Origin of the sequence: Ralstonia pickettii (assembly GCF_001699815.1) — a bacterium.
In the GTDB taxonomy this organism is placed as follows: Bacteria; Pseudomonadota; Gammaproteobacteria; order Burkholderiales; family Burkholderiaceae; genus Ralstonia; species Ralstonia thomasii.
Genome location: NZ_MCGB01000025.1, coordinates 165,090 through 189,374, shown reverse-complemented (window position 1 = coordinate 189,374; position 24,285 = coordinate 165,090). Strand labels below are relative to the sequence as shown.

General features: G+C 63.9%; 25 protein-coding genes. 11 read left to right on the top strand and 14 right to left on the bottom strand.

The features are described from left to right. Nucleotides 1-2: 2 nt before the first annotated feature. The 3 genes from mobA to BEK68_RS03995 all read left to right on the top strand — a co-directional run bounded on the left by mobA (nucleotide 3) and on the right by BEK68_RS03995 (nucleotide 2,360). Entirely contained in the window at nucleotides 3-617 is a 615-nt protein-coding gene (mobA, locus tag BEK68_RS04005) for a molybdenum cofactor guanylyltransferase MobA (RefSeq protein WP_004635678.1), read from the top strand. A gap of 32 nt (nucleotides 618-649) precedes the next feature. Next, nucleotides 650-1,930, top strand: coding sequence for a molybdopterin molybdotransferase MoeA (gene moeA, locus BEK68_RS04000; RefSeq protein ID WP_012435218.1), 1,281 nt, complete (start codon nucleotides 650-652; stop codon nucleotides 1,928-1,930). A gap of 151 nt (nucleotides 1,931-2,081) precedes the next feature. Beyond that, nucleotides 2,082-2,360 carry a hypothetical protein gene (locus BEK68_RS03995; RefSeq protein WP_004635681.1) on the top strand — a complete coding sequence of 93 codons (279 nt, stop codon included), beginning with the start codon at nucleotides 2,082-2,084 and terminating at the stop codon, nucleotides 2,358-2,360. A 75-nt stretch (nucleotides 2,361-2,435) separates the two neighbouring features. On the opposite strand, the gene BEK68_RS03990 is transcribed toward BEK68_RS03995, so the two are convergent. The 5 genes from BEK68_RS03990 to pncB form a co-directional block, all read right to left on the bottom strand. Next, entirely contained in the window at nucleotides 2,436-3,908 is a 1,473-nt protein-coding gene (locus BEK68_RS03990; protein WP_012435217.1) for a DNA recombination protein RmuC, read from the bottom strand. 12 nt (nucleotides 3,909-3,920) lie between these two features. Beyond that, nucleotides 3,921-4,922 carry a 2-hydroxyacid dehydrogenase gene (locus tag BEK68_RS03985; protein ID WP_012435216.1) on the bottom strand — a complete coding sequence of 334 codons (1,002 nt, stop codon included), beginning with the start codon at nucleotides 4,920-4,922 and terminating at the stop codon, nucleotides 3,921-3,923. 19 nt (nucleotides 4,923-4,941) lie between these two features. Beyond that, nucleotides 4,942-6,351 carry a sodium:proton antiporter gene (locus BEK68_RS03980; protein WP_012435215.1) on the bottom strand — a complete coding sequence of 470 codons (1,410 nt, stop codon included), beginning with the start codon at nucleotides 6,349-6,351 and terminating at the stop codon, nucleotides 4,942-4,944. Between the two features lie 139 nt (nucleotides 6,352-6,490). Next, on the bottom strand, nucleotides 6,491-7,210 hold the full coding sequence (locus BEK68_RS03975; protein WP_012435214.1) for a LutC/YkgG family protein: 720 nt from the start codon (nucleotides 7,208-7,210) through the stop codon (nucleotides 6,491-6,493). 89 nt (nucleotides 7,211-7,299) lie between these two features. Continuing rightward, on the bottom strand, nucleotides 7,300-8,469 hold the full coding sequence (gene pncB, locus BEK68_RS03970) for a nicotinate phosphoribosyltransferase (protein WP_012435213.1): 1,170 nt from the start codon (nucleotides 8,467-8,469) through the stop codon (nucleotides 7,300-7,302). Between the two features lie 180 nt (nucleotides 8,470-8,649). On the opposite strand from pncB, the gene prfB reads away from it, so the two are divergent. The 4 genes from prfB (at nucleotide 8,650) to BEK68_RS03950 (ending at nucleotide 13,094) form a co-directional block, all read left to right on the top strand. Next, a protein-coding gene (prfB, locus tag BEK68_RS03965) for a peptide chain release factor 2 (protein ID WP_012435212.1) occupies nucleotides 8,650-9,754 on the top strand; the annotation gives its coding sequence in 2 pieces (ribosomal slippage) (nucleotides 8,650-8,730 and nucleotides 8,732-9,754; 1,104 coding nt in all). 25 nt (nucleotides 9,755-9,779) lie between these two features. After that, the gene (locus tag BEK68_RS03960; protein WP_012435211.1) at nucleotides 9,780-10,520 is read left to right on the top strand and encodes an SDR family oxidoreductase; all 741 of its coding nucleotides are present in this window, start codon (nucleotides 9,780-9,782) and stop codon (nucleotides 10,518-10,520) included. Nucleotides 10,521-10,544: 24 nt separating this feature from the next. Further along, nucleotides 10,545-12,089 carry a lysine--tRNA ligase gene (gene lysS, locus BEK68_RS03955; RefSeq protein WP_012435210.1) on the top strand — a complete coding sequence of 515 codons (1,545 nt, stop codon included), beginning with the start codon at nucleotides 10,545-10,547 and terminating at the stop codon, nucleotides 12,087-12,089. Between the two features lie 261 nt (nucleotides 12,090-12,350). Next, the gene (locus BEK68_RS03950) at nucleotides 12,351-13,094 is read left to right on the top strand and encodes a glycine zipper 2TM domain-containing protein (RefSeq protein WP_065851567.1); all 744 of its coding nucleotides are present in this window, start codon (nucleotides 12,351-12,353) and stop codon (nucleotides 13,092-13,094) included. Between the two features lie 79 nt (nucleotides 13,095-13,173). Here BEK68_RS03950 and iscX read toward each other — a convergent pair whose 3' ends face one another. From iscX to iscR, 9 genes are all read right to left on the bottom strand, one after another. After that, a complete protein-coding gene (gene iscX, locus BEK68_RS03945; protein WP_004635700.1) occupies nucleotides 13,174-13,368 on the bottom strand; it encodes a Fe-S cluster assembly protein IscX in 195 nt (64 codons plus the stop codon). Nucleotides 13,369-13,399: 31 nt separating this feature from the next. Further along, complete coding sequence (gene fdx, locus BEK68_RS03940; protein WP_004635701.1) at nucleotides 13,400-13,738, bottom strand: ISC system 2Fe-2S type ferredoxin; 339 nt, start codon at nucleotides 13,736-13,738, stop codon at nucleotides 13,400-13,402. 46 nt (nucleotides 13,739-13,784) lie between these two features. Then, nucleotides 13,785-15,650: a Fe-S protein assembly chaperone HscA gene (gene hscA / locus BEK68_RS03935; RefSeq protein ID WP_012435209.1), complete on the bottom strand. Its 1,866-nt coding sequence runs from the start codon at nucleotides 15,648-15,650 to the stop codon at nucleotides 13,785-13,787. A gap of 69 nt (nucleotides 15,651-15,719) precedes the next feature. Next, complete coding sequence (gene hscB, locus BEK68_RS03930; RefSeq protein WP_004635705.1) at nucleotides 15,720-16,259, bottom strand: Fe-S protein assembly co-chaperone HscB; 540 nt, start codon at nucleotides 16,257-16,259, stop codon at nucleotides 15,720-15,722. A 44-nt stretch (nucleotides 16,260-16,303) separates the two neighbouring features. Further along, nucleotides 16,304-16,504, bottom strand: a complete 201-nt coding sequence (locus BEK68_RS03925) for a DUF3565 domain-containing protein (protein ID WP_012435208.1) — start codon at nucleotides 16,502-16,504, stop codon at nucleotides 16,304-16,306. Nucleotides 16,505-16,514: 10 nt separating this feature from the next. Then, a complete protein-coding gene (iscA, locus tag BEK68_RS03920) occupies nucleotides 16,515-16,835 on the bottom strand; it encodes an iron-sulfur cluster assembly protein IscA (RefSeq protein ID WP_004635708.1) in 321 nt (106 codons plus the stop codon). 26 nt (nucleotides 16,836-16,861) lie between these two features. Then, entirely contained in the window at nucleotides 16,862-17,263 is a 402-nt protein-coding gene (gene iscU, locus BEK68_RS03915; protein ID WP_004635709.1) for a Fe-S cluster assembly scaffold IscU, read from the bottom strand. A gap of 59 nt (nucleotides 17,264-17,322) precedes the next feature. Next, nucleotides 17,323-18,540, bottom strand: coding sequence for an IscS subfamily cysteine desulfurase (locus tag BEK68_RS03910; protein WP_004635713.1), 1,218 nt, complete (start codon nucleotides 18,538-18,540; stop codon nucleotides 17,323-17,325). Between the two features lie 73 nt (nucleotides 18,541-18,613). Further along, nucleotides 18,614-19,207 (bottom strand): Fe-S cluster assembly transcriptional regulator IscR, encoded by a 594-nt coding sequence (gene iscR / locus BEK68_RS03905; RefSeq protein WP_004635714.1) that lies wholly within the window; start codon nucleotides 19,205-19,207, stop codon nucleotides 18,614-18,616. Nucleotides 19,208-19,630: 423 nt separating this feature from the next. On the opposite strand from iscR, the gene BEK68_RS03900 reads away from it, so the two are divergent. Genes BEK68_RS03900 through BEK68_RS03885 form a run of 4 tightly spaced genes read left to right on the top strand, consistent with a single transcriptional unit; the run spans nucleotide 19,631 to nucleotide 24,256 of the window. After that, on the top strand, nucleotides 19,631-20,590 hold the full coding sequence (locus BEK68_RS03900; RefSeq protein WP_004635715.1) for a sugar ABC transporter substrate-binding protein: 960 nt from the start codon (nucleotides 19,631-19,633) through the stop codon (nucleotides 20,588-20,590). A 29-nt stretch (nucleotides 20,591-20,619) separates the two neighbouring features. Further along, nucleotides 20,620-22,200 carry a sugar ABC transporter ATP-binding protein gene (locus BEK68_RS03895; protein WP_012435207.1) on the top strand — a complete coding sequence of 527 codons (1,581 nt, stop codon included), beginning with the start codon at nucleotides 20,620-20,622 and terminating at the stop codon, nucleotides 22,198-22,200. Further along, complete coding sequence (locus BEK68_RS03890; RefSeq protein WP_012435206.1) at nucleotides 22,190-23,197, top strand: ABC transporter permease; 1,008 nt, start codon at nucleotides 22,190-22,192, stop codon at nucleotides 23,195-23,197. The genes BEK68_RS03895 and BEK68_RS03890 overlap by 11 nt, the downstream gene beginning before the upstream one ends. 18 nt (nucleotides 23,198-23,215) lie before the next feature. Then, complete coding sequence (locus tag BEK68_RS03885) at nucleotides 23,216-24,256, top strand: LacI family DNA-binding transcriptional regulator (RefSeq protein WP_004635719.1); 1,041 nt, start codon at nucleotides 23,216-23,218, stop codon at nucleotides 24,254-24,256. Nucleotides 24,257-24,285 lie beyond the last annotated feature (29 nt).

Sequence of the window (24,285 nt, the reverse complement as noted above, 5' to 3'; positions counted from 1 at the left end):
ACATGATTCCGACATCCGACATTACCGGCCTGATCCTGGCCGGCGGCCGGGGCAGCCGCATGGGCGGCGTTGACAAAGGCCTGCAGACGTTTCGCGGCGCGCCGATGGCGATGCACACGCTGATGCGCCTGTCACCCCAGGTGGGCCACATGCTGATCAACGCGAATCGCAACCTCGCCGCGTACGAGTCGTTTGGCGTGCCGGTGGTGGCGGATTCGGTGCCGGACTTTGCCGGCCCTTTGGCGGGCATCCTGGCCGGGCTGGAGCAATGCCAGACGCGCTACCTGCTGACTGCGCCTTGCGATTCGCCCTTCGTACCGACCGACCTGGCCGCCAAGCTCTCGCAGGCAATGGAAGAAGCCAACGCGCGCATCGCCATGCCGGTGACGATGGAGCCGGATGCGCAAGGTCAACCGCGCCGGCAGGTGCAGCCAGTATTCTGTTTGATCGATGCGCTGCTGGCCGACGACCTGATCGTCTATCTGCAAGGCGGGGGCCGCAAGATCGAAACCTGGACGGCGCGCCACGCGACGGTGGACGTGTTGTTTGACGACAGCACCGCCTTCGCCAACATCAACACGCTGGAAGAACTGCACCAGCTGGCCGAGCGCCGCTAGAGCGCCAACGCCACCGATCCCTCATCGACGTCATGACCACCCTCGCCTCCGTCGTTTCGTGCCTGTCCGATTACGATCCGAACGCCCTGCCCGTCGCGCAAGCGCAAGCCATCATGCGCGACTTCGTGCAGCCCGTAAGCGGCGTTGCCCGCGTGCCCATCCGCAGCGCGCTCGATCGCGTGCTGGCCGAAGACGTGCTGTCGTCCATCGACGTGCCTTCGCACGACAACTCGGCGATGGACGGCTTTGCCTTTGCCAGTGCAGAACTTGCAGGCCATGCAGGCGAAATCTCCTTGCGCGTGATCGGCACGGCGTATGCGGGTATCGCCTTTGACGGCGTGCCCAGCGCAGGCGAAGCCGTGCGCGTGATGACCGGTGCCGTCATGCCGGCCGGCTGCGATACGGTCATCCCACAGGAATTCACGCAAGGCGAAGCCGACACCGTTCGCTTTGCCCGCGACGCCGTGCGCGCAGGCGACAACCGACGTCTGCGTGGAGAAGACCTCGCGCGAGGCAGCGCCGCGCTGTCCGCAGGCCGAACGCTGCGCCCTGCCGATATCGGTTTGCTGGCCTCGCTCGGCATCGCCGAAGTGTCGGTGCGCCGCAAGCTGCGCGTGGCGTTCTTCTCGACCGGCGACGAGTTGCGCTCCATTGGCGAACCGCTTGACGCCGGCTGCGTGTACGACTCCAACCGCTACACGTTACACGGCATGCTTTCGCGCCTGGGTGTTGAACTGCTCGACATGGGCGTCGTGCGCGACGACCCGGCGGCGCTCGAAGCCGCCTTCCGCACCGCCGCCGAAAACGCCGATGCGATCATCACTTCAGGTGGTGTCTCCGTCGGCGAAGCAGACTTCACCAAACAGATGATGGCCAAGCTGGGCGACGTGACGTTCTGGAAGATCGCCATGCGCCCGGGCCGGCCGATGGCGTTCGGGCGCATCGCGTCAAATGGCCGCAGCGCCTTCCTTTTTGGCTTGCCGGGCAACCCGGTGGCGGTGATGGTGACGTTCTATCACTTCGTGCGCGGTGCGCTGCTGCGCATGATGGGCGCCACCGACGCCGGCGCACCGTTGGTGCCGGCCGTGAGCGCCGCCCAGATCCGCAAGCGCCCGGGGCGCACGGAATATCAGCGCGCGATCGCTGCCCTGAATGATCGCGGCCAGCTCGAAGTCCGCTTGACCGGCCAGCAAGGATCGGGCGTCCTGCGTTCCATGAGCGAAGCAAATTGCTTCGTCGTGCTCGCCCACGAACAGGGCCAGGTCAACGCCGGCGACGCCGTGCAGGTACTGCTGTTCGACGGCCTCGTCTGAGCGGCGTGGCGGCAGCGGCTCTTGCGCTGGCTGCAACACCGCATGCTGTCGGTTTTTTGCGTCACCTCCGGGCTGCGGGTATCGGCGCATCGGTCGATTCGCTACACTCTGCGCCAGTTTGATTGTTTCGGATTTGAGCCTGAGCACTGCCATGATGACCAAGGAGATTGCGTATCTTCACCCGGCCCACACCGCACGCGCGCTGGTGCTGGTGTATCTCTGTTTCTCGCTGCCGGTCGTAGGGCTGTTCTTCTTCGTCGGCTTCGTCCGCTACGGTGAACTGCCGACGATTGTTGTGCTCAGCGGCCTGATCCTCAATGCTTTGGTTGGTTTTGGTGCCCTGTGGCTCGCTTGCCATGCCTACAACTGGGTCGCCGAGCGCTTCGGCGGCATCGAGATCCTGCTGCGCGACGTGCCGGAAGAAGCCTGATCGCTTCCGAGGTCCACGAAGAAGGGGCGGAATATCCGCCCCTTTTCTTTTGCTGACGGCCTAGTCGGACCAGCCTTAATCGACCTCGATTTCCTCGTCCGGCGGCACGGCGGACTCCAGCCCCAGCACGCTCTGCGCAGAATCGCTCGGCAACGCCTCCACTGCCTTGAGCTTACGATTCATCTGCCGCGTACGCACCTCGGCCTGCTCGATGTTGCTGACGGCGCGCTCCAGCGTTTTCTTTGTCGCGGCCAGCACGTCGCCGAACTTTCCGAACTCGCTCTTCACCGCGCCGAGCACTTGCCACACTTCGCTGGAGCGTTTTTCGAGCGCCAGCGTTCGGAAGCCCATCTGCAGGCTGTTGAGGATCGCGGTGAGCGTGGTCGGGCCCGCCACCGTCACGCGGAACTTGCGTTGCAGCTCGTCAGTCAGGCCCGGGCGGCGCAGCACTTCAGCGTAAAGACCTTCCGTCGGCAGAAACAGGATGGCGAAGTCGGTCGTGGCCGGCGGCGCGATGTACTTCTCGTGGATGGTCTGCGCCTCCTTGCGCACCGCGACTTCCAGCTCGCGGCTGGCGCTGGCAGCGGCTTCGGCATCGGCACGTTCCTGTGCGTCCAGCAGGCGTTCGTACTGCTCTTTCGGGAACTTGGCGTCGATCGGCAGCCAGACGGTGGCATCGTGATCGGCATCGGTCTTGCCAGGCAGGCGAATGGCGAATTCCACGCGTGCACCGGTACCGTGCACGGTCTCGACGTTCTTGCCGTACTGCTCGGGCGTGAGCATCTGCTCCAGCAGCATCTCCAGCTGGACTTCGCCCCAGGTGCCGCGCGTCTTCACGTTGGTCAGCACCTTCTTCAGGTCCCCCACGCCCTGGGCCAGCGCCTGCATTTCGCCCAGGCCGCGATGCACCTGCTCAAGCCGATCCGACACCAGCTTGAACGATTCGCCCAGGCGCTGTTCCAGTGTGGCGTGGAGCTTCTCGTCGACGGTGCGGCGCATCTCATCGAGCTTGGTCGCGTTGTTCGCCTCGATGTCCTTGAGCTTCTGCTCCAGCGTGGCACGCACCTCGGCCAGACGACGTTCGTTGCCCTCACCCAACTGGGCGAGCTGCTGCTGCATCGTCTCGCCAAAGCGGCGCAGCGCATTGCCCTGCTCTTCACGTGCCTGTTGGGCTTGCTGCTGCAAGTTCTGACGCACCGCTTCCAACTGCTGCGTGTTTGTTTCAGTCAGCTTGGTGAGCTGCTGCGCAAACGTGTCGATCTGGTTGTTCTGCAGCGTGGCGACGCTGGTGAGCTGCGTGGCCAGCACCTGCTGGAATTGCCCCAGTTGCTGCGTGACGTCGCTGCGGCCGATGCGTGCCGTCTCAGCGATTTCGCCGCGCAGTTCGCGCTCGATGCGCTCGTTGCCGCGTGTCAGTTCATCGCGCAGTGCCGAGAACATCGGCGACACATCGCTCTGCGCCGGGCGAGACACACCACGCCAGATCAGCACACACAGCACGGCCACCACGGCCACGCCCAGCAACGTCAATAAAGCCAACCAGTCCATATTTGCGTTCGATCAGGAGGACGCGCGCTGCGCCAGCGCATCCGGGTTCAACAAGTTGGGCGGCTGCCCCGCGCGGGGGCCAAAGCCCAGCGCAGCGATCAGGTTGTCGGCTGCCAGGTTGGCCATGCCCAGGCGCGTGCCGAAAGTGGCACTGGCAATGTGCGGAGTGAGCGCAACGTGCTCGGCCTCCAGCAGCGCCGGATGTACCTTCGGCTCACCCTCGTAGACGTCCAGGCCGGCGGCAAAGATGCGCTTGTCCGCCAGCGCCTGCGCCAACGCTGCGTCATCCACGATGCCGCCGCGCGCGAGATTGACCAGCGTGGCGGTCGGCTTCATCTGTGCCAGCTCAGCTGCACCGATGGCGTGGTGGCTTTCCTTGGAATACGGCAGCACCAGCACGAGGTGATCAGCCTGCTTCAGCAAGTCGTCCTTGCTGACGTAAGTGGCGCGCGTGTCGCGCTCGACTTCGGGCGAAAGCCGGCTGCGGTTGTGATAGATCACGCGCATGGAGAAACCGCTCGCACGCCGCGCCAGCGCCTGGCCGATGCGGCCCATGCCGAGAATGCCCAGCGTGCTGCCATACACCTCTGCGCCGAGGAACGTATCGTAGGTCCAGCGCTTCCATTGCCCGGAACGCAGCCAGCGTTCGGATTCGGACACGCGGCGTGCAGCGGCCATCAGCAAGGCCCAGCCGAAATCGGCGGTGGTCTCGGTCAGGATGTCGGGCGTGTTAGTGGCCAGGATGCCCGCACGCGTCATCGCCGCGAGATCAAAGTTGTTATAGCCGACGGCCATGTTGCACACCGCTCGCAGCGTGGGCACGCGGCTGATCAGCTCGGCGTTGATGGTGTCGGCAGCGTTCGACAGCAGGCCCACGCGACCTTGCAGACGCTCCGCCAGCGCTTCGGGCGGATAGTCGAAGTCCGCTTGGTTGTCGATCACGTCGAAGGTCTCGCGCAAGCGCTCAAGCACTTCGGGAAACATCGCGCGGGTGACAAGGATTCCGGGTTTCATACGTTCAGCACACGTTCGGTTAGCGGAAGAAGACGAAGGTCATCAGAACGAAAATCGGCAAGAGAATGCACACGGACCACAGCATGTAGCCAAAGAAGCTGGGCATCTGCAGGCCGCGGCTTTCGGCAATGGCCTTGACCATCAGGTTGGGCGCGTTGCCGATATAAGTGTTGGCACCCATGAACACGGCCGCGGCGGAAATCGCGCCCAGCGTGGAGGCGCCCTCGCTCATCAGCATGCGTGCGTCGCCACCGGCGGTGTTGAAGAACACCAGATACGTCGGCGCATTGTCGAGAAACGACGACAGCACCCCCGTCGCCCAGAAGTACATCACGTTGTTCGGCTGGCCCGCGCTGTCGTTGACGAGATGGACGATGCCCGCGAACGGGCCATCCACGCCGGCCTTGAGCATGGCAATCACCGGCCCGATCGTGATGAAGATGCCGGCAAACAGCTTGGCGACTTCCAGAATGGGCTCCCAGTTGAACTCGTTGCCGGCGCGCGCGCTTGCCGGGGTGAGCCACAACGAAAGCAGCGCGATGACGACCAGCCCGACGTCGCGTACCACGTTCTGCAGCATCACCTCGGTACCCATCACGTGGAAGATGATGCCGGGCTTCCACAGCCCGCTCATCAGCACGAGGCCGAGAATGCCCGCCAGCAGCACAAAGTTGACGTTGCCCTCGAAGCGCAGCGGGCCCGCATCATCCGGCGAGGCGTCGGTGATGTTGGGCAGTTCTTCCTTGCCCGTGTGATAGAAATAGCTGTCGATAACGAAGAAGATCGCCAGCAGCAGCACCCACATCGTCAACGTCTGGCGCCACAGATATTGCGCGGTCCAGAAGAAATCCACGCCCTGCAAGAAGCCGAGGAAGAGCGGCGGATCGCCCAGCGGCGTGAGCGCCCCGCCTGCATTGGCCACCAGAAAGATGAAGAACACGACAACGTGCGCCCGATGCGGGCGTGCCTCGTTGGCGCGCAGCAAAGGCCGGATCAGCAGCATCGCGGCGCCGGTCGTGCCCATGATGCTGGCCAGCGCCGTACCAAGCGCGATCAAGCCCGTGTTGAGCTTTGGCGTTCCATGCAGATTGCCGCGAATGCAGATACCGCCTGCAACAACGTACAAAGCGGCGATCAGCGCGATGAAGGGAATGTATTCAGCAAGGGCTGCGTGATTGACGGAAGCGATGGCCGCCTGCGAGCCAAACGCGATCCCGAACGGCACCAGAAGCACCAATGCCCAAGACGCTGCGATCTTGCCGTAATGGTCGTGCCATAGCTTGGGCATCATGAGCGGTGCAATGGCAATCGAGAGCAGGATGCCCGCAAACGGCACACCCCACAACAAGTGCAACTCAGCGCCGCTCACATCAGCAGCGCGCGCCAGGCCACAGACGAACAGGAAGACAAGGGGCCAAAGGCGTTTCACGTAGGCGTTCTCCTAAGCGTGGGCGCACACGGCAAACGCAGCCTCGCCACACGAACAAAGACGCCAGTGTAAACGCCCGAGGTCTGTCGCCCTGAACGTCCTCCGATGTTTGATGAGCGAATGAGCCCTGGACGCTGTCTCAGGCAGTCGACACCACGATCACATGCACCCGATACGGGCCATGTGCGCCGAGCACGATGGTCTGCTCGATATCCCCCGTGCGCGACGGCCCGCTGATGACGTTGGTGGCGCGTGGCAGCTCGCCTCGCTCCGCGCGCATCAGCGAATAGGCATCTTCCAGATTGGCGACGATGCGCGACTGCGGAACCACGGCGATATGCGTCTCGGGCAGCAGCGCCGTGGAAGCGACGTTCTCCGGCCCCGACAGCAGCATCAGCGAGCCCGTCTCAGCAATCGCGCAGAAGCAACCCGTAATGCCGACGAGATCGCCGTGCTCCTGATCGGCTTGCGCCTCGCGCACCGGCGGACGGAATTCGATGCCGATGCCAGCAGCGGCCCAGTCCAGCGATTCCAACGTAGTCCAGGCCACGGCCTGCGGCCGGAGGTTCAGCCCAGACAAGTAACGGGCCACCGCGCCCGGCACGTCGGACAGCGCCTCCACGGTATCCAGCGTGGAAGCCATCTTCAGCGCCTGCTCGGCAAAATGCGCGGCAAGGTTTTCCGGCACCGGCGGGCGCGGGCCGGCGGGGTGGCGCGCGAGGTAATCCGCCACGGCATCGCGCTCACCCTGCGTCGGTTTCGCGGGACGATGCTGCGCATTGCGGATGCGCGCAAAGATGGCGTCGCGTGCGCGGCTGGTGTCGAGCGGGTCGACGGGGGTGTCCGGTTGTGATTCCATGGCGGCTCCGAAAGATCGATCGATTATACGAGCCGCTTCCTGCACGATCCGCCCCCGCCGTTGAAACTTATTCGGCGTCGGCGTGAGCCTTATTGCACGCCAAATACCTGCTTCAGGTACGTGAGGTACGCTGGATCGTCGCACATCGTCTTCTCCGGCGCGTCCGACAGTTTGGCCACCGGCTGGCCATTGCAGCGGACTATCTTGATGACGATCTGCAGCGGCGTGTAGCCCAGGTCGTTTGTCAGATTGGTCCCCACGCCAAACGCCAGCTTGCAGCGGCCATGAAAGCGCTCATACAGGCCGATGACCTTGGGCATGTCGAGGCTGTCGGAGAAGATCAGCGCCTTGGACTTCGGCTCGGCGCGCATGTCGTCGTAATGCTTGAGCATGCGCTCGCCCCACTCGAACGGGTCGCCAGAATCATGGCGAACGCCGTCGAAGAGCTTGCAGAAGAACATGTCGAAATCGCGCAGGAAGGCGTCAAAGCCGTAGGTATCCGACAGCGCGATGCCGAGGTCGCCGCGATATTCCTTGGCCCAGGTTTCCAGCGCAAAGGTCTGGGAATCGCGCAGGCGCGGACCCAGCGCTTGGCAGGCCTGAAGGTATTCATGCGCCATGGTGCCCAGCGGCGTCATGCCGTGCTTCATGGCGAAGTAGACGTTGCTCGTGCCCGCGTACTGGGCGCCGAGTTGCGCATGCGTCTCCAGCAGCACATGCTCATGCCAAGTGTGCGAAAAACGGCGGCGGGTGCCGTAGTCGGCAATGCGGCAGTCTTCCAGGCCGGGGCGCTTCAGCGATGCCAGCTTGTCGGTCAGGCGGCGCTTGCCCTCCTCCCACTGCGGGTGCGTCTGCGTGCGGCTGAAGAACACCTCGTTGACGATGGCCAGAACGGGCACCTCGAACATGATCGTGTGCAGCCACGGCCCCGCGATGACGATCTCGATCTGCCCATCGTTGCTCGGCGCCGGGCGCACGTCGATGTACTTCTCGTTGAGATGGAACAGGCCGAGAAAATCGACGAAATCGCTCTTGATGAAGCGCATGCCGCGCAGGTAATCAAGTTCCGTATCGGTAAAGCGCAGGGTGCAGAGATGGCGGATTTCCGCGCGGATCTCTTCAATGAACGGCACCAGATCGACGCCCGCGTTACGGCACTTAAAGCGGTATTCGACGTGCGCGCCAGGAAAGTGATGCAGCACCACCTGCATCATCGTGAATTTGTACAGATCGGTATCGAGCAACGAGCGGATGATCATCGGACAGCGCCAAAAGCCATATGGACTGGCCGCCATGCTAACCGAAGCCAGGCGGGACGCCTGTGGCAGTCACATAAATCCCGCCGCGCACCGCGGAAAATGGTCGTTTTGGGCTTCTACGCGGACGGAAAACCCCTTGATTCCGCTATAATTTCCGGTTTCCGACCGGATTTTTGCACCATGGAAGCAGAACGCCTCAATGCCATCCAGAACACGTTGGCCGACCTGAAGTCGCGCGCCGACGACCTTCGGAGGTATCTTTGACTACGACGTCAAATCTGAACGTCTAGTCGAAGTCGACAAGGAACTCGAAAACCCCGAGGTCTGGAACGATCCCAAACGCGCCCAGGAGCTGGGCCGCGAGAAGAAGTCGCTTGAAACCGTCGTGCTGGCGCTGACCAAACTTGACGAAGATCTCACCGGCGCCGCCGAACTGTTCGAGCTCGCCCGCGAAGAGGGCGACGACGAGACCATCGAAGCCATCGAGGCTGACACCGCAGGCATGCGCGCCATCGTCGAAGACATGGAATTCCGCCGCATGTTCTCCGGCCCGATGGACGCCGCCAACTGCTTTATTGACATCCAGGCCGGCGCCGGCGGCACCGAGGCGTGCGACTGGGCATCGATGCTGCTGCGCCAGTACCTGAAGTACTGCGAGCGCAAGGGCTTCAAGACCGAAGTCCTGGAAGAATCCGAAGGCGACGTGGCCGGCATCAAGAGCGCGTCGATCAAGGTCGAGGGCGAATACGCGTTTGGCTTCCTGCGCACCGAAACCGGCGTGCACCGTCTGGTGCGCAAATCGCCGTTCGACTCGGCGGGTGGCCGCCACACGTCGTTCTCGTCGATCTTCGTGTATCCGGAAGTCGATGATTCGATCGAGATCGAGGTCAACCCGGCGGATCTGCGCGTTGATACGTACCGTGCTTCCGGTGCGGGCGGTCAGCACATCAACAAGACCGACTCGGCCGTGCGGATTACGCACATCCCGACCGGCATCGTCGTGCAGTGCCAGAACGACCGCTCGCAGCACCGCAACCGTGCCGAGGCGATGACGATGCTGAAGTCGCGCCTGTATGAGCACGAACTGCGCAAGCGTCAGGCCGCTGCAGACGCACAAGAAGCAGCCAAGACCGACGTGGGCTGGGGCCATCAGATCCGCTCGTACGTGCTGGACCAGAGCCGTATCAAGGATCTGCGCACCAACGTGGAAATCTCCAACACGCAGAAGGTGCTGGACGGCGATCTGGACCCGTTTATTCAGGCGAGCCTGAAGCAGGGCGTCTGATCCGAGCCAAACCAGAGCGACTGCCATGTCTGACACGTCCCTGTTCATCCTGACCGGTGCCTCGCGCGGCCTGGGCGCCGCGCTGGCCCAGGCGCTGATGCAACCCGGTCGCCGCCTCATCTGCGTCGCACGCGGCGATAACGCCGAATTGCGCGCGCAGGCGGCAGCCGCCGGTGTGACGCTCGACTGGCACCAGGTCGACCTGTCCGACGCGCATGCCGCCGAGGCTTGGATGACCAAGACGCTTGCCGCCCTGCCCGCTTTTGCCAACGTGACGCTGGTGCTCAACGCCGGCGCGGTCGAGCCGATCGGCACCATCGACACATTGCGCGCCGATACGCTGCTGCCGCACCTGCAACTGAACCTGGCCGGCCCGATGGCGCTGACCGCTGCCCTGCTGCGCGGCACCTCCGGGTGGAACGCGCAGCGCCGCGTGCTGGCGATCTCGTCGGGCGCTGCGCGCCGGCCGATCGCCGGCTGGGCGGCGTATTGCACCGGCAAGGCCGGGCTGGACATGTTCGTGCGCGCCATCAATGCCGATGGCGACGCGAGCGTGCGCGCCGTGGCACTCGCCCCCGGCGTGATCGACACCGACATGCAACGCACCATCCGTGGCGCCGACTTTGCCGGCGTGCAGCGCTTCCGCGATCTGCACGCGCATGGCGAGTTTGTCTCGCCGCAGGTCGCCGCCACGCGCATCGCCGCCTACCTCGTCCGCCCCGACTTTGGCGCGACCGAGCTAGACGACCTGCGCAACATCGCCTGATACGACATTCCTCTCATCACCATCATGACCGAACAGAACAACCCGGCCGAATCGAACACCGCGGCCGCCGTGCCGGCGCAGGACGACAACAAGATCATCGCCGAGCGCCGCGAGAAGCTGGCAGAGATCCGCCAGCAAGGCGTCGCGTTTCCCAACGATTTCCGCCCGACGCACCATGCCGGTGATCTGCAAGCCAAGTATCGCGAGCTGGAGCAGACCGCACTGGAAGCCGAACCGGTGCAGGTGGCCATTGCCGGCCGCATGATGCTCAAGCGCGTGATGGGCAAGGCAAGCTTTGCCACCGTGCAGGACGCCACCGACCGCATCCAGTTCTACATCAGCCGCGACGCCGTGGGCGAAGACGTCTACGCCAGCTTCAAGAAATGGGATCTGGGCGATATCGTGGCCGCACGCGGCACGCTGATGAAGACGAAGACCGGCGAGTTGTCGGTGGCGGTGACGGAGCTGCGCCTGCTCTCGAAGAGCCTGCGTCCGCTACCGGGCGACTACTACGGCCTGGCAGATCAGGAACAGAAGTACCGTCAGCGCTACGTCGATCTGATCGTCTCGAAGGAAACGCGCGACACGTTCCGTGCCCGCACCAAGGCCATGGCCTCGCTGCGCAACTTCATGGCCGGCAACGGTTTCATGGAGGTCGAGACGCCGATGCTGCACCCGATTCCGGGCGGCGCGGCAGCCAAACCGTTCATCACGCACCACAACGCGCTGGACATGCAGATGTTCCTGCGCATCGCGCCCGAGCTGTACCTGAAGCGCCTGATCGTCGGTGGCTTCGAGCGCGTGTACGAGATCAACCGCAACTTCCGTAACGAGGGCGTGTCGCCGCGACACAACCCCGAGTTCACGATGATGGAGTTCTACGCGGCCTACACGGACTACCGCTGGCTGATGGACTTCACCGAGCAGTTGATCCGCCAGGCTGCCATTGACGCTTCTGGCACCGCCACGCTGACCTACCAGGGCCGCGAGCTGGATCTTGCCAAGCCGTTCCATCGCCTGACCATCTGCCAGGCGATCCAGAAGTACGCGCCGCAATACACCGACGCGCAACTAGCTGACGTCGACTTCCTGCGCGCCGAACTGAAGAAGTTCAAGATCGACACCAACGCGCCGCAATTCCTGAACGCCGGCGTGGGTACGCTGCAGCTCGTGCTGTTTGAAGAGACGGCCGAGTCGCAACTGTGGGAGCCGACCTTCATCATCGACTACCCGGTCGAAGTGTCGCCGCTGGCACGTGGCTCCGACACGCTGCCGGGCATCACCGAGCGCTTCGAGTTGTTCATCACCGGCCGCGAAATCGCCAACGGTTTCTCCGAGCTGAATGATCCTGAAGACCAGGCCGAGCGCTTCCGCAAGCAGGTCGAGCAAAAGGACGCTGGCGACGAAGAAGCCATGTTCTACGACGCCGACTATATCCGCGCGTTGGAATACGGCATGCCCCCGACCGGCGGCTGCGGCATCGGCATCGACCGTCTGGTGATGCTGCTCACCGACAGCCCGAACATCCGCGACGTGATCCTCTTCCCGCACCTGCGCCGCGAAGACTGATCGGGCGCGATCGATCGCCTTGGAAAGAACGCCCCTTCGGGGGCGTTTTTTGTTGCGCGCGCGGCCGCAAATCACGCGCCCACCCCGCTATTTGTAACAATGCCCGGCTTTTACAAAGTGGGATAAACTTCGCCAAGCACTTGATTTTTAAGCGAAAAATTGGAGTACAGATGCTTACAATTTAAAACGGCATCCGTTTGGGCGATGGACCACACTGTGATCATCAAAACGCCGAATCGATCACGGCGCAGGAGAGCGATGATGAACAACAACGTCCAATCGAACCAAGGTCAACAATACGGCGGCACGTCGCCGGGGCAAGTGCCTCCGTCTTCGCGCCGCATGCATCCACTGATGACGACGGGCGCTGTGGCCGTGATCATCGCCAGCCTGACGGCGGTGGCCGCCATTACCGGTGTGCTGCCGACCTCGAAGGCTACACAGGGCAGCACTGACCCCAACGTTGCCGCGCAATCGGCAGCGGCCGTGGCGGGCGCTTCAGCCCCGATGGCACTGGCTGCGCCAGGCCAGACCACGCAACCGAATCAGGCCGCTCCGTATCCGGCCCAGAATGTGGCGCCCGCTCTGACGCGAGCCCGCGAGCCGTCGTACGCTGAACGCGCACCCTCGACCAGCCCGAGCTATGCGCAAACCCAGCCGCGCCAGTCGGCCAGCCCCTATGCCGGCCATGTGACTTCAGTCACGCCGATCACCACGCAAGGCAAGGAAACCGGCCTCGGCATGATCGGTGGCGCCGTGGTGGGTGGGCTGCTGGGTAACCAGATTGGCCGCGGCAATGGCCGTACGCTGGCTACGGTCGGCGGCGCGGTGGCAGGCGGTTATGGCGGCCACGTGGCGGAGAACTACTACAGCCGCGACACCCAATACCGTGTGAACGTGCGCATGGACAACGGCACCAACCGCAGCTTCACGTACAAGGCTGCACCGGGCTTCCAGGCAGGCGAACGCGTGCATATCGAGAACGGTACGCTGGTGGCGGGGTAATCCGGCTTCGCCTTCGCCCCAAAAGAAAAACCGGCCTTCGGGCCGGTTTTTTCATGCATACGCGTTTGAGGCTGCGCGCTTATTCCGCTTCTTCGATCCAGGCTTGCTGGATGGCTTCCAGAAATTTTTCGCCGCCACGCTTGTGGTCGTCGTCAAAGCCTTCCAGCGTGACCACCTTGTTGTGCAGGTCGACGAAGTTCAGGCGCGTCGGATCGACGTCGGGGTACTTGTCATACAGCGCTTCTGCGATCTGCTGGATGTCGTTCCATTTCATGATGGGCTCCCTCCACCGCTGGCCACTCGGCTCAGTGGTTTTCCTTGGCGTGGTTGATCGTGTACTTCGGAATTTCGACGGTCAGGTCCGACTCCGCCACCTTGGCCTGGCAGGACAGGCGCGAGTTCGGCTCCAGGCCCCAGGCCTTGTCGAGCAGATCCTCTTCCTTCTCGGTCGCCTCATCGAGCGAATTGAAGCCCTCGCGCACGATCACGTGGCAGGTCGTGCAGGCACACGACTTCTCGCATGCATGCTCGATCTCAATGTCAGCGCCCAACAGCGCATCGCAGATGGTCGTGCCGGGCTTGGCTTCGATCACGGCCCCTTCCGGGCAGTATTCGACGTGAGGAAGGACGACGATGTGTGGCATGAAGAAACTCGTTCGATAAATGTGTTTGGTGGGATCCGATCGGCGATCAGCCGAGTTCCTCGATACGTTTGCCGGCGAGCGCCTTGCGAATGCCGCGGTCCATGCGGCGCGCGGCGAATTCGTCGGTGCCATGCGACAGGGCATCCACGGCGTCCTTGATGGCGCGATGGTCTTCGCCCTGCATGGTGGTGCGCAGCGCGGCAATTTCGGTGTCGATGGCGGCACGCTCCTCGGGCGACAGCAGATCGCCATCGGCCGCCAGCGCCTGTGACAGCGCCTCAAGCAGGCGTTCGCCTTCAACGCGCTCTTCGGCCAGCGCTCGACGGCGCATGTCGTCTTCGGCGGATTGGAAACCTTCCTGCAACATGCGGGCGACATCGTCATCGCCCAGACCGTACGACGGCTTCACCGCAATCGACGCTTCCACGCCCGACACCGTTTCGCGTGCGGACACCGATAGCAAGCCATCGGCATCCACCTGATACGTCACGCGGATGCGTGCGGCGCCAGCCACCATCGGCGGGATGCCGCGCAACTCGAAACGCGCCAAGGATCGACAATCGCTCGCCAGTTCGCGCTCGCCTTGCAGGACGTGGATCGCCATCGCCGTCTGGCCGTCCTTGAAGGTGGTGAATTCCTGGGCGCGTGCGACGGGAATCGTGCTGTTGCGCGGGATGATCTTCTCGACCAGGCCACCCATCGTCTCGACGCCCAGCGACAGCGGGATCACGTCGAGCAGCAGCCAGTCTTCACCCGGTGCCCGGTTACCGGCCAACAGGTTGGCCTGCATGGCCGCGCCAATGGCGACCACCTGATCCGGATCGAGGTTCGTGAGCGGCGTCTGACCGAACAGCTGACCCACGGCACGGCGGATGATCGGCATGCGCGTCGCGCCGCCTACGAGCACCACGCCCTTTACGTCTTCCACCGTCACGCCTGCATCGCGCAGCGCACGGCGCACGGGCGACAGCGTCTTCTGCACGAGAGTGGCGGTCAGTTCGGCAAAGGTCTCAGCGGTCAGCACGAGATGCACGGTCTCGCCGGTGGAGAGCATCGCGTCGATCTCGGTGCTGTCGGCGGTGGACAGCCATTCCTTGGCGGCCCGCGCCTTGTTCAGCAGCAGGCGCGTGTCTTCGGCAGAGAGCGGTTGCAGGCCGGCCTGCTCGACGACCCAGCACACGATGCGCTGGTCGAAATCGTCACCGCCGAGCGCGGAGTCCCCGCCCGTCGACATCACCTCGAACACGCCCTTGGTGAGCTTGAGCACAGAGATGTCGAACGTACCGCCACCCAGGTCGTAGACCGCGTAGATGCCTTCGGAGCCGTTGTCCAGGCCATAGGCGATGGCAGCTGCGGTCGGCTCGTTCAGCAGGCGCAGCACGTTCAGGCCCGCCAGCTTGGCGGCGTCCTTGGTGGCTTGCCGCTGTGCGTCGTCAAAGTACGCAGGGACAGTGATGACGGCGCCGACGAGTTCATCGCCGAGCGTATCTTCCGCGCGCTGGCGCAGCGTGGCCAGGATCTCCGCCGACACTTCCACCGGGCTCTTCACGCCGGCCACGGTCTTCAACTGCACCATGCCGGGCGCGTCGACAAAGTCGTACGGCGTGTTCTCGATGTGGGCAACATCCTTCAGGCCACGCCCCATGAAACGCTTGACCGAGATGATGGTGTTCTTCGGGTCGCGCACGGCTTCGGCCTGGGCCTTGTAGCCGATATGCGCACCGCCTGTGGGCAGGTAGCGCACCACGGAGGGCAATAGGGGGCGCCCCTGATCGTCGGGCAGCACTTCCGGCACGCTGCTGCGCACGGAGGCCACCAGCGAGTTGGTCGTGCCCAGGTCGATGCCGACCGCCAGACGGCGCTGGTGCGGTGCGGGTGATTCGCCAGGTTCGGAAATCTGCAGTAAAGCCATGGGGATGTCTCGATTGCGCGGATGGGCTGCCTGCCGGGGCAAACCTAACATTGTCGCAAATTCTGGGTTCTAGTCTTCCAGCCGGTCGATGGCCTCGGCGGTGTCGCGTTCGATCTTTTCGATGAACATCAATTGGCGCACGGCATCGGCTGCTGCTGCGGTGTTGCCATCGCTATTGAGCAGACCGGACAGCGCCTGATAGCGCGTGCGTTTTTCCTTGCGCAGCATGCCAAGCAAATCATCCAGCGCATCGACGTTGCGCTCCGCCTTGGCGTCGCCCAAGGCTTCGCGCCATTCCATTTGCTGCATCAGAAACGCGGGCGGCATGGCCGTGTTGTTCTCTGCCTGCACGTCGATACCGCGCAGGTGCAGCAGATACGTCGCCCGTTTGAGCGGGTCACGCAGCGTCTGATACGCCTCGTTCGCACGTGTGGCCCACTGCATGGCGACGCGGCGTTCGGCATCGCCCGCATGGGCATAACGATCCGGATGCGCCTGCGACTGCACGGTGCGATACGCAGCGTTCAGCGCGTCGTCGTCGACCTCGAAGTGCTCGGGCAGACCGAAGAGAGAAAAATGCGTCGTGTTCGCTGACAAGCCGGAATTCATGAATAAAAAAAGCGGCTGCGCCGCCTAGTGTTCCTTCGTGTTTCTTATTCGACCGGCTCACCCCGATCGCACTTCAGGCACTCGACCACCACGCCCATCTTGCTGGCGCGCCCGGCTTCGGTTTCAGTCCAGGGGCGCAACTGCCAAGGCGGATCGTGGCGCATATGCTGCCCATGTCCGCAAGCGAGACGGGCGACCCAATGGCCCTCCTCGTCCCGCTCGAAACCGACAATCGGCTGCTTCAATGTGCCCCGCTCACACGCGGAACGATTCACCGCAGCCGCACTCGTCCTTCACGTTTGGATTATTGAAGCGGAACCCTTCGTTCAGCCCCTCGCGTGCGTAGTCCAACTCAGTGCCGTCGATGTACGGCAGGCTCTTCGGATCGACGATCACCTTGACGCCGTTGGATTCGAAGACCTGGTCTTCGGTGGCAATCTCATCTGCATATTCGAGCTTGTAGGCCAGGCCCGAACAGCCCGTGGTCTTCACGCCCACGCGCAGGCCCACGCCCTTGCCACGGCGGGTCAGGTAGCGGGAAACGTGCTGCGCGGCCTTGTCGGTCAGGGTGATCATGCTGCGTCCTTTCTATCCAAACCGGCTCAAGCAGCCTTCTGCTCGGCCGAACCGTGCTTTTCCTTGTAGTCGGCCACGGCCGCCTTGATGGCGTCTTCGGCCAGAATCGAGCAGTGGATCTTCACCGGCGGCAGGGCCAGCTCTTCAGCGATGGCCGTGTTGCGGATTTCCAGCGCCTGATCCAGCGTCTTGCCCTTCACCCATTCCGTCACCAGCGACGACGAAGCGATGGCCGAACCGCAGCCGTAGGTCTTGAACTTGGCGTCTTCAATCACGCCCTGCTCGTTGACCTTGATCTGCAGCTTCATCACGTCGCCGCAAGCCGGCGCGCCGACCATGCCGGTGCCGACCGTGTCGTCGCCCTTCTCGAACGAACCGACGTTGCGCGGGTTTTCGTAATGGTCCAGAACTTGGTTGCTGTAAGACATTTCACACCTCTTTCAATCGTTGGCTGGCGCGGGGGCGCCGTTGTTCTCAAACGCCGCGCTCAGTGCGCCGCCCATTGAATGCTGTTCAGATCCACGCCGTCCTTATACATCTCCCACAGCGGAGACAGGTCGCGCAGCTTGCCGATCTTGCTCTTGAGCAGCTCGACCACGTAGTCGACTTCTTCTTCCGTCGTGAAGCGGCCCACCGTGAAGCGGATCGAGCTGTGCGCGAGTTCATCGTTGCGGCCCAGCGCACGCAGCACGTACGAAGGCTCCAGCGAGGCCGACGTGCAGGCCGACCCCGACGACACGGCGACGTCCTTGATCGCCATGATCAGCGACTCGCCTTCCACAAAGTTGAAGCTGATGTTCAGGTTGTGCGGCACACGGGCTTCCATGTCGCCGTTCACGTACACCTCTTCCATCGTGTTCAGGCCGCGATACAGGCGGTCGCGCAGCATGCGGATGCGCTCGTTCTCGGTCGCCATTTCTTCCTTGGCGATGCGGAAGGCCTCACCCATGCCGACGATCTGGTGCGTGGCCAGCGTACCCGAGCGCATGCCGCGCTCATGTCCACCGCCGTGCATCTGCGCTTCGATACGGATACGCGGCTTGCGGCGCACGTACAGCGCGCCGATGCCCTTCGGCCCATACGTCTTATGCGCCGAGAACGACATTAGGTCAACCTTCAGCTTCTGCAGGTCGATTTCCACCTTGCCCGTAGCCTGCGCGGCATCGACGTGAAAAATCACGCCTTTTTCGCGGCAGATTTCGCCGAGTTGCTCGATGTCCTGAATGACGCCGATTTCGTTGTTCACCATCATCACCGACGCAAGAATGGTGTCAGGGCGGATGGCTTGCTTGAAGACGTCGATATCGATCAGGCCGTTGTCCTTCACGTCCAGGTAGGTCACCTCGAAGCCCTGGCGCTCCAGCTCACGCGTCGTGTCCAGCACAGCCTTGTGCTCGGTCTTCACGGTGATGATGTGCTTGCCCTTGCTGCTGTAAAAGTTGGCAGCGCCCTTGATGGCTAGGTTGTCGGACTCCGTGGCGCCCGACGTCCAGACGATTTCGCGCGGGTCGGCATTCACCAGCGCGGCGACCTGCTCGCGCGCGGTCTCGACGGCCTTCTCGGCTTCCCAGCCAAACGGGTGGCTGCGCGAAGCCGGGTTGCCGAAGCTCTCGCGCAGATACGGAATCATCTTGTCGACGACGCGCGGGTCCACCGGCGTCGTCGCGGAATAGTCCATGTAGATGGGAAGTTGCGGGGTGCTCATATCTTGTCTGCCTTGTGTGGGGGGCGATGTTCTTGTGTGGACTGGCGTCGCGGCCAGTCTCACGCTAGCGCAATCACGACTGCGCCAGACTGAAAACGGAGTTGACCAGCGGTGCTCGCTTGACGGGCTCGGCGGCCACCGACGCGGTAGCCGGCGTGTCAACGGCGCGGGCGCGTGTCGGTGTGCGTTCGCGGCGAGCCGGACGCGCTTCACGCATGTCCTGGATCACTTCTGGCTGACGCTCGCGTTGCTGATCGACCAGGTTCTGCAGCGACACCGAATCGAGATACTCGACCATCTTCTGATTGAGCGTGGCCCACAAATCGTGCGTCATGCAGCGGCCCGTATGGCCACCGACATGCTCTTCGCCGCCGCAGTTGCCCTTGCCGCCGCATTGGGTGGCGTCCAGCGGCTCATCCACGGCGATGATGATGTCGGCAACGGTAACGTCGTCGGCACGGCGGGCGAGGCTGTAGCCGCCGCCCGGACCGCGCACGCTTTCCACGATTTCGTGGCGGCGCAGTTTGCCGAACAGCTGCTCAAGATACGACAGCGAAATCTTCTGACGCTGGCTGATGCCGGCCAGCGTGACCGGACCCTGCTCTTGGCGCAGCGCCAAGTCAATCATGGCGGTGACCGCGAAGCGGCCTTTGGTGGTCAATCTCATGGCGTCGGGGAAATACCTGATCGTTTTGCTCAAGTATAAAGGAACCCGACAAAATCGGTCAACTAAGGTGTCGGGGGATTCCGCGTCGCAGCAAGGGGATTTGCAGAGCCCGAAAAACGGGATGGCCACGCGGCAGGCCGTATTGTGGACTAAAACAATCAACCACGTTGGATAGGGCTATCACGCCACCCCCGCAGCGCAACTTGCGAGTCCGTCGTCAAGGCGCCGTCACTGCGGGTTTTTACTTATGCGGTGGAAAGCGCAATTTCGTTGACTTCTGTTACGCGGTAGCCGAGACTGTCAGGTACGCAAACGTTTGCGAAGAGCGAGGCGCGATTGTCCTTAGATATGCCTGACGGCATGAGGCAGCGACGACGCCCGCACCCACCCGCCCCAGATAGGCCTCTTCCTGGAGGAGACACCATGGATATCCGCCGTCGCCGCGCCCTGCAACTTGGCGCGGGCTCTGTCGTAGCTGCTGCTCTGCCGTTCCCATTTTCGCTGGCGCACGCCGCCAACCAGCCGCCCAAGGTGGCGTTGGTGATGAAGTCGCTTGCCAACGAGTTCTTCCTGACCATGGAGAACGGCGCGCGTAAGCATCAGAAGGATCACGCGTCGGAGTATTCACTGCTGACCAACGGCATTCGCGACGAAACCGACACCGCTGGCCAAATCCGTCTGGTCGAGCAGATGATCGTCGCGCGCGTGGATGCGCTGGTGCTGGCCCCGGCCGATTCCAAGGCGTTGGTGCCGGTCGTCAAGAAGGCCGTGGACGCGGGCATTCTCGTCATCAACATCGACAACAGGCTGGACCCCGCGGCACTGAAAGAGAAAGGGCTGAACGTGCCCTTCGTGGGGCCGGACAACCGCAAGGGTGCACGACTGGTGGGCGACTTCGTTGCCAAGTCGCTCAAGCCGGGCGATGCCGTGGGCATCATCGAAGGCATACCGACCACCACGAACGCCCAGCAACGTACCGCTGGCTTCAAGGACGCCGCCGAAGCCGCCAAGCTGAAGATCGCGGGGGTGCAATCGGGCGAATGGGAAATCGACAAGGGAAACAAGGTGGCAGCCGCCATGCTGCGCTCCGAGCCCGACCTGAAGGCCCTGCTGTGCGGCAACGACAACATGGCGATCGGCGCCGTATCGGCTGTGCGCGCGGCGGGCAAGCTGGGCAAGGTGCTGATTGGCGGCTATGACAACATCGACGCCATCAAGGCCATGCTGGCTGACGGGCGTGTCGTTGCGACGGCCGATCAGCACGCCGATCAGCAAGCCGTCTACGGCATCGAGACCGCCCTGAAGGCGTTAGCCGCCAAGACGCCGCAAGCGAAGCTGTCGGGTGTCGTCGAGACACCGGTCAACCTCGTCACGCGCACGTAACGCCACAGACCGGCAAGCCGCCGCCAGCCATGTCTGCCGCTTACGAACCGCGCCCGCCGCTGCTTCGTGTTTCCGCCGTCAGCAAGCACTACGCCGCCCCCGTGCTGCGAGATATCGATCTCGACGTGCACGCGGGCGAGGTGCTCGCGCTCACGGGGGAGAACGGCGCCGGCAAGAGCACGCTCTCCAAAATCCTCTGCGGGCTTGAGACGGCGACTTCCGGGTCGATGACGCTTGCCGGCACGCTCTACGCGCCTGATTCGCGCAGCGCAGCCGAGGCGCTGGGCGTGCGCATGGTGCTGCAGGAACTGAGCATGGTGCCGACGCTGACAGTGGCCGAAAACCTGTTCCTCGGCGAACTCCCCCGGCGGCTGGGTTTCGTGGATCGCTCTGCGCTGCGCTTTCGGGCCGAACAGGCGCTTGCGCGCGTGGGCCTGGACCTCGACCCCTGGACGCCCGTACACACGCTCGGCATCGGCCACCGGCAGATGATCGAGATTGCCCGCGCGTTGGCAAGCGCATGCCGTGTGCTGATCCTCGACGAGCCGACGGCGATGCTGAGCGCGCACGAAAGCGCCACGCTGTTCGAGCGCATCGACGCGCTGCGCCGCGAAGGCGTGGCGATCATCTACATCTCTCACCGCCTGGACGAACTGGCGCGCATTGCGGATCGCATCGTCGTGCTGCGTGACGGCAAGCTCGTCACCGATGCGCCGGCTGCGACGGTCACGCAGGATGCGCTGATCCAGGCGATGGTCGGTCGCGACGTGGCCGCCTCGTCCGAAACGCAGCGGGCCGCGCGCGAACCGTGGCTCGGTGACGGCTCACCGGCGCTGCGGGTGACCGGGCTGACGCGTGCCCCGGCTGTGCGCGATGTGAGCTTTGACGTGGCGCCGGGGGAAATCTTTGGCATCGCGGGGCTGGTCGGCGCGGGGCGCACGGAACTGCTGCGACTGATCTTCGGTGCGGACCGCGCGGATGCGGGCAGCGTCGAAGTCGGCTCGCCGCTGGCGCCAGTGCGCATCCGTTCGCCGGGCGACGCGGTGCGCCACGGCATCAGCCTGCTCACCGAAGACCGCAAGGACGAAGGCCTGATGCTGAGCCTGCCCATCGCGACCAACATCGCGCTGGGCAACATGCCAGGCGTAACGAAGCGCGGCTGGCTGCAACCGGCACGCGAGCGGGTGCTGGCGCAGCGGCACATCGGCGCATTGCGCATCCGTTGCGCTGGGCCCGAGCAACCGGTCGGTGAACTCTCGGGCGGCAATCAGCAGAAGGTGGCGATTGCGCGCTGGCTGGAGCGCGACACGCCTGTGCTGCTCTTCGATGAGCCCACGCGGGGTGTGGATGTCGGCGCCAAGTTCGACATCTATACGCTGCTCGACGCGCTGGCCGCGCGAGGCAAGGCGCTGGTCGTGGTGTCGAGCGATTTGCGTGAACTCATGCAGTTGTGTGATCGCATCGGCGTCATGCGCGCCGGGCGGCTTACGCACATCTTCCAACGCGGTGGCTGGAGCCAGGACGCCTTGCTCGCCGCTGCCTTCGGTGAATCGGAAGAATCCGATTCATATGCACCTCAATCACCCTCGGAGACCGCCGATGCGCTCTGATTCCACCCTGCCCCCGACGCCGCCCGCTGCAACAGCCGGCACGCGCGCGGCGCTGGGCATGTCGCTTGGCACCATCGGCGGGTTGCTCGCTGCGCTGGTCGCCATGCTGGTGCTGTTCGGCACGCTGTCGCCAACGTTCTTCTCGCTGCCCACGTTCACAACCATCGCCAACGAGATTCCCGACCTGCTCGTGATGGCGGTGGGCATGACATTCATCCTGATGATCGGCGGCATTGATCTGTCGGTGGGCTCGGTGCTGGCGCTGTCGGCTTCGGTGCTGTCGGTGGCCATGACCCAGTTGGGTTGGGGCTTGTTGCCGGCTGCGCTGGCGGGCGTGGTGCTGGCCACGGCGGCCGGCATGCTGACCGGCGCAGTCACGGTGCACTGGGGCATTCCGTCGTTCATCGTGTCACTGGGCGTGCTGGAAATGGCGCGCGGCCTCGCCTACAGCCTCACCGATTCGCGCACGGTGTACATCGGCAGCGCGGTCGACTGGCTAGCCAACCCCATCGCGCTGGGCATCGCGCCGTCGTTCCTGATTGCGATTGCCATCACGGTGGTTGGCCAGATCGTGCTGGTGCGCACGGTGTTTGGCCGCTACCTGGTGGCCATCGGCACCAACGAAGAAGCTGTGCGGCTGGCGGGCGTGAACCCCCGCCCATACAAGATTGCGGTGTTCGCGCTGATGGGGCTGCTCTCCGGCCTGGCTGCGCTGTTCCAGGTGTCGCGCCTGGAAGCCGCCGATCCGAACGCCGGCGTGGGCATGGAGCTGCAGGTGATCGCGGCCGTGGTGATCGGCGGCACGAGCCTGATGGGTGGGCGCGGCTCGGTCGTGCGCACGCTGTTCGGCGTGCTCATCATCTCGGTGCTCGAATCGGGCCTTGCGCAGATCGGCGCCTCCGAGCCCACCAAACGCATCATCACGGGCGCGGTCATCGTCGCAGCCGTGGTCATGGATACCTATCGCAGCAAGCGCAACCGCAGCAAACACCATTAAGAGACCGAGGAGATCGTCATGGCAACCATCAAAGACGTGGCCGCACTGGCCGGAGTTTCGTTCACCACCGTCTCGCACGTCATCAACAACACACGACCGGTCAACGCCGAGACGCGCAAGCGCGTGGAAGAGGCCATCCGGGCCACGCGCTATGTGCCCAGCGCCGTGGCGCGCTCGCTCAAACACCGCACCACGCGCACCATCGGCGTGCTCGTGCCCACCGCCACCAACCCCTACTTTGCGGAGCTGGCGCGGGGCATTGAAGATGTGTGTGCCGCCGCCGGCTACAGCGTCATCCTCTGCAACTCCGACGACGACCCCCGCAAGCAGCGCGACTACCTGCGCGTGCTGATGGAAAAACGCGTTGACGGCATCATCGTCAGCAGCGCCGGGCCAGACACGGCGTTGGTCGAAGCGCTCGGTGAATCCGCCCTGCCCATCGTGATGGTCGACCGCCCGACCGAAGGCATCCAGGCCGATCAGGTCCAAGTCGATCACGAAGAAGGCGCGTACATGGCGACCAAGCATCTGCTGGACCTCGGCCACCGCCGCATCGCCTGCATCAGTGGGCCTTCGGCATTGAGCGTGACGGCGGAGCGCCTGGCCGGTTTCCACCGCGCGCTGCGCGAGGCGGGCGTGCCCGAAGCCACCGCCCGCATTGCCGAAGGCGATTTCACCAGCCCCGGCGGCTACCGCGCCGCGCGCCAGCTGCTGACCGAAGGCGAGATGCCCACGGCCATCTTTGCCGGCAATGACCTGATGGGCATCGGTGCGCTGCGCGCCGCGGCGGAACTGGGCATTCCCGTGCCGAAGGCGCTGTCCGTGATGGGTTTTGACGACATCGAACTGAGCCGCTACGTCTATCCCGCGCTGTCCACTGTCGGCCAATCGATCCGCCAGTTGGGCGAGACCACCGCGCAGACGCTGCTCGAGCATCTCGGCGACAACGCCTTGCGCCATCCCGTGGAAGAGCCGCGTGCACGCCGCATCGTGCTGCCGCCGCGCCTGTCTTTGCGCGAGTCGACCGCCGAGCCCGAGCGCCCCGCCCGCGCCGCCTGATCCCGCATCCCTTTCACGCTTTCAACGTA

Bases quoted from the DNA above. Each gene is read 5' to 3' on its own strand.
- mobA (WP_004635678.1), top strand. From the start codon at position 3: ATGATTCCGACATCCGACATTACCGGCCTGATCCTGGCCGGCGGCCGG.
- moeA (WP_012435218.1), top strand. From the start codon at position 650: ATGACCACCCTCGCCTCCGTCGTTTCGTGCCTGTCCGATTACGATCCG.
- BEK68_RS03995 (WP_004635681.1), top strand. From the start codon at position 2,082: ATGATGACCAAGGAGATTGCGTATCTTCACCCGGCCCACACCGCACGC.
- BEK68_RS03990 (WP_012435217.1), bottom strand. From the start codon at position 3,908: ATGGACTGGTTGGCTTTATTGACGTTGCTGGGCGTGGCCGTGGTGGCC.
- BEK68_RS03985 (WP_012435216.1), bottom strand. From the start codon at position 4,922: ATGAAACCCGGAATCCTTGTCACCCGCGCGATGTTTCCCGAAGTGCTT.
- BEK68_RS03975 (WP_012435214.1), bottom strand. From the start codon at position 7,210: ATGGAATCACAACCGGACACCCCCGTCGACCCGCTCGACACCAGCCGC.
- pncB (WP_012435213.1), bottom strand. From the start codon at position 8,469: ATGATCATCCGCTCGTTGCTCGATACCGATCTGTACAAATTCACGATG.
- BEK68_RS03960 (WP_012435211.1), top strand. From the start codon at position 9,780: ATGTCTGACACGTCCCTGTTCATCCTGACCGGTGCCTCGCGCGGCCTG.
- lysS (WP_012435210.1), top strand. From the start codon at position 10,545: ATGACCGAACAGAACAACCCGGCCGAATCGAACACCGCGGCCGCCGTG.
- BEK68_RS03950 (WP_065851567.1), top strand. From the start codon at position 12,351: ATGAACAACAACGTCCAATCGAACCAAGGTCAACAATACGGCGGCACG.
- iscX (WP_004635700.1), bottom strand. From the start codon at position 13,368: ATGAAATGGAACGACATCCAGCAGATCGCAGAAGCGCTGTATGACAAG.
- fdx (WP_004635701.1), bottom strand. From the start codon at position 13,738: ATGCCACACATCGTCGTCCTTCCTCACGTCGAATACTGCCCGGAAGGG.
- hscA (WP_012435209.1), bottom strand. From the start codon at position 15,650: ATGGCTTTACTGCAGATTTCCGAACCTGGCGAATCACCCGCACCGCAC.
- hscB (WP_004635705.1), bottom strand. From the start codon at position 16,259: ATGAATTCCGGCTTGTCAGCGAACACGACGCATTTTTCTCTCTTCGGT.
- iscA (WP_004635708.1), bottom strand. From the start codon at position 16,835: ATGATCACCCTGACCGACAAGGCCGCGCAGCACGTTTCCCGCTACCTG.
- iscU (WP_004635709.1), bottom strand. From the start codon at position 17,263: ATGTCTTACAGCAACCAAGTTCTGGACCATTACGAAAACCCGCGCAAC.
- BEK68_RS03910 (WP_004635713.1), bottom strand. From the start codon at position 18,540: ATGAGCACCCCGCAACTTCCCATCTACATGGACTATTCCGCGACGACG.
- iscR (WP_004635714.1), bottom strand. From the start codon at position 19,207: ATGAGATTGACCACCAAAGGCCGCTTCGCGGTCACCGCCATGATTGAC.
- BEK68_RS03900 (WP_004635715.1), top strand. From the start codon at position 19,631: ATGGATATCCGCCGTCGCCGCGCCCTGCAACTTGGCGCGGGCTCTGTC.
- BEK68_RS03895 (WP_012435207.1), top strand. From the start codon at position 20,620: ATGTCTGCCGCTTACGAACCGCGCCCGCCGCTGCTTCGTGTTTCCGCC.
- BEK68_RS03890 (WP_012435206.1), top strand. From the start codon at position 22,190: ATGCGCTCTGATTCCACCCTGCCCCCGACGCCGCCCGCTGCAACAGCC.
- BEK68_RS03885 (WP_004635719.1), top strand. From the start codon at position 23,216: ATGGCAACCATCAAAGACGTGGCCGCACTGGCCGGAGTTTCGTTCACC.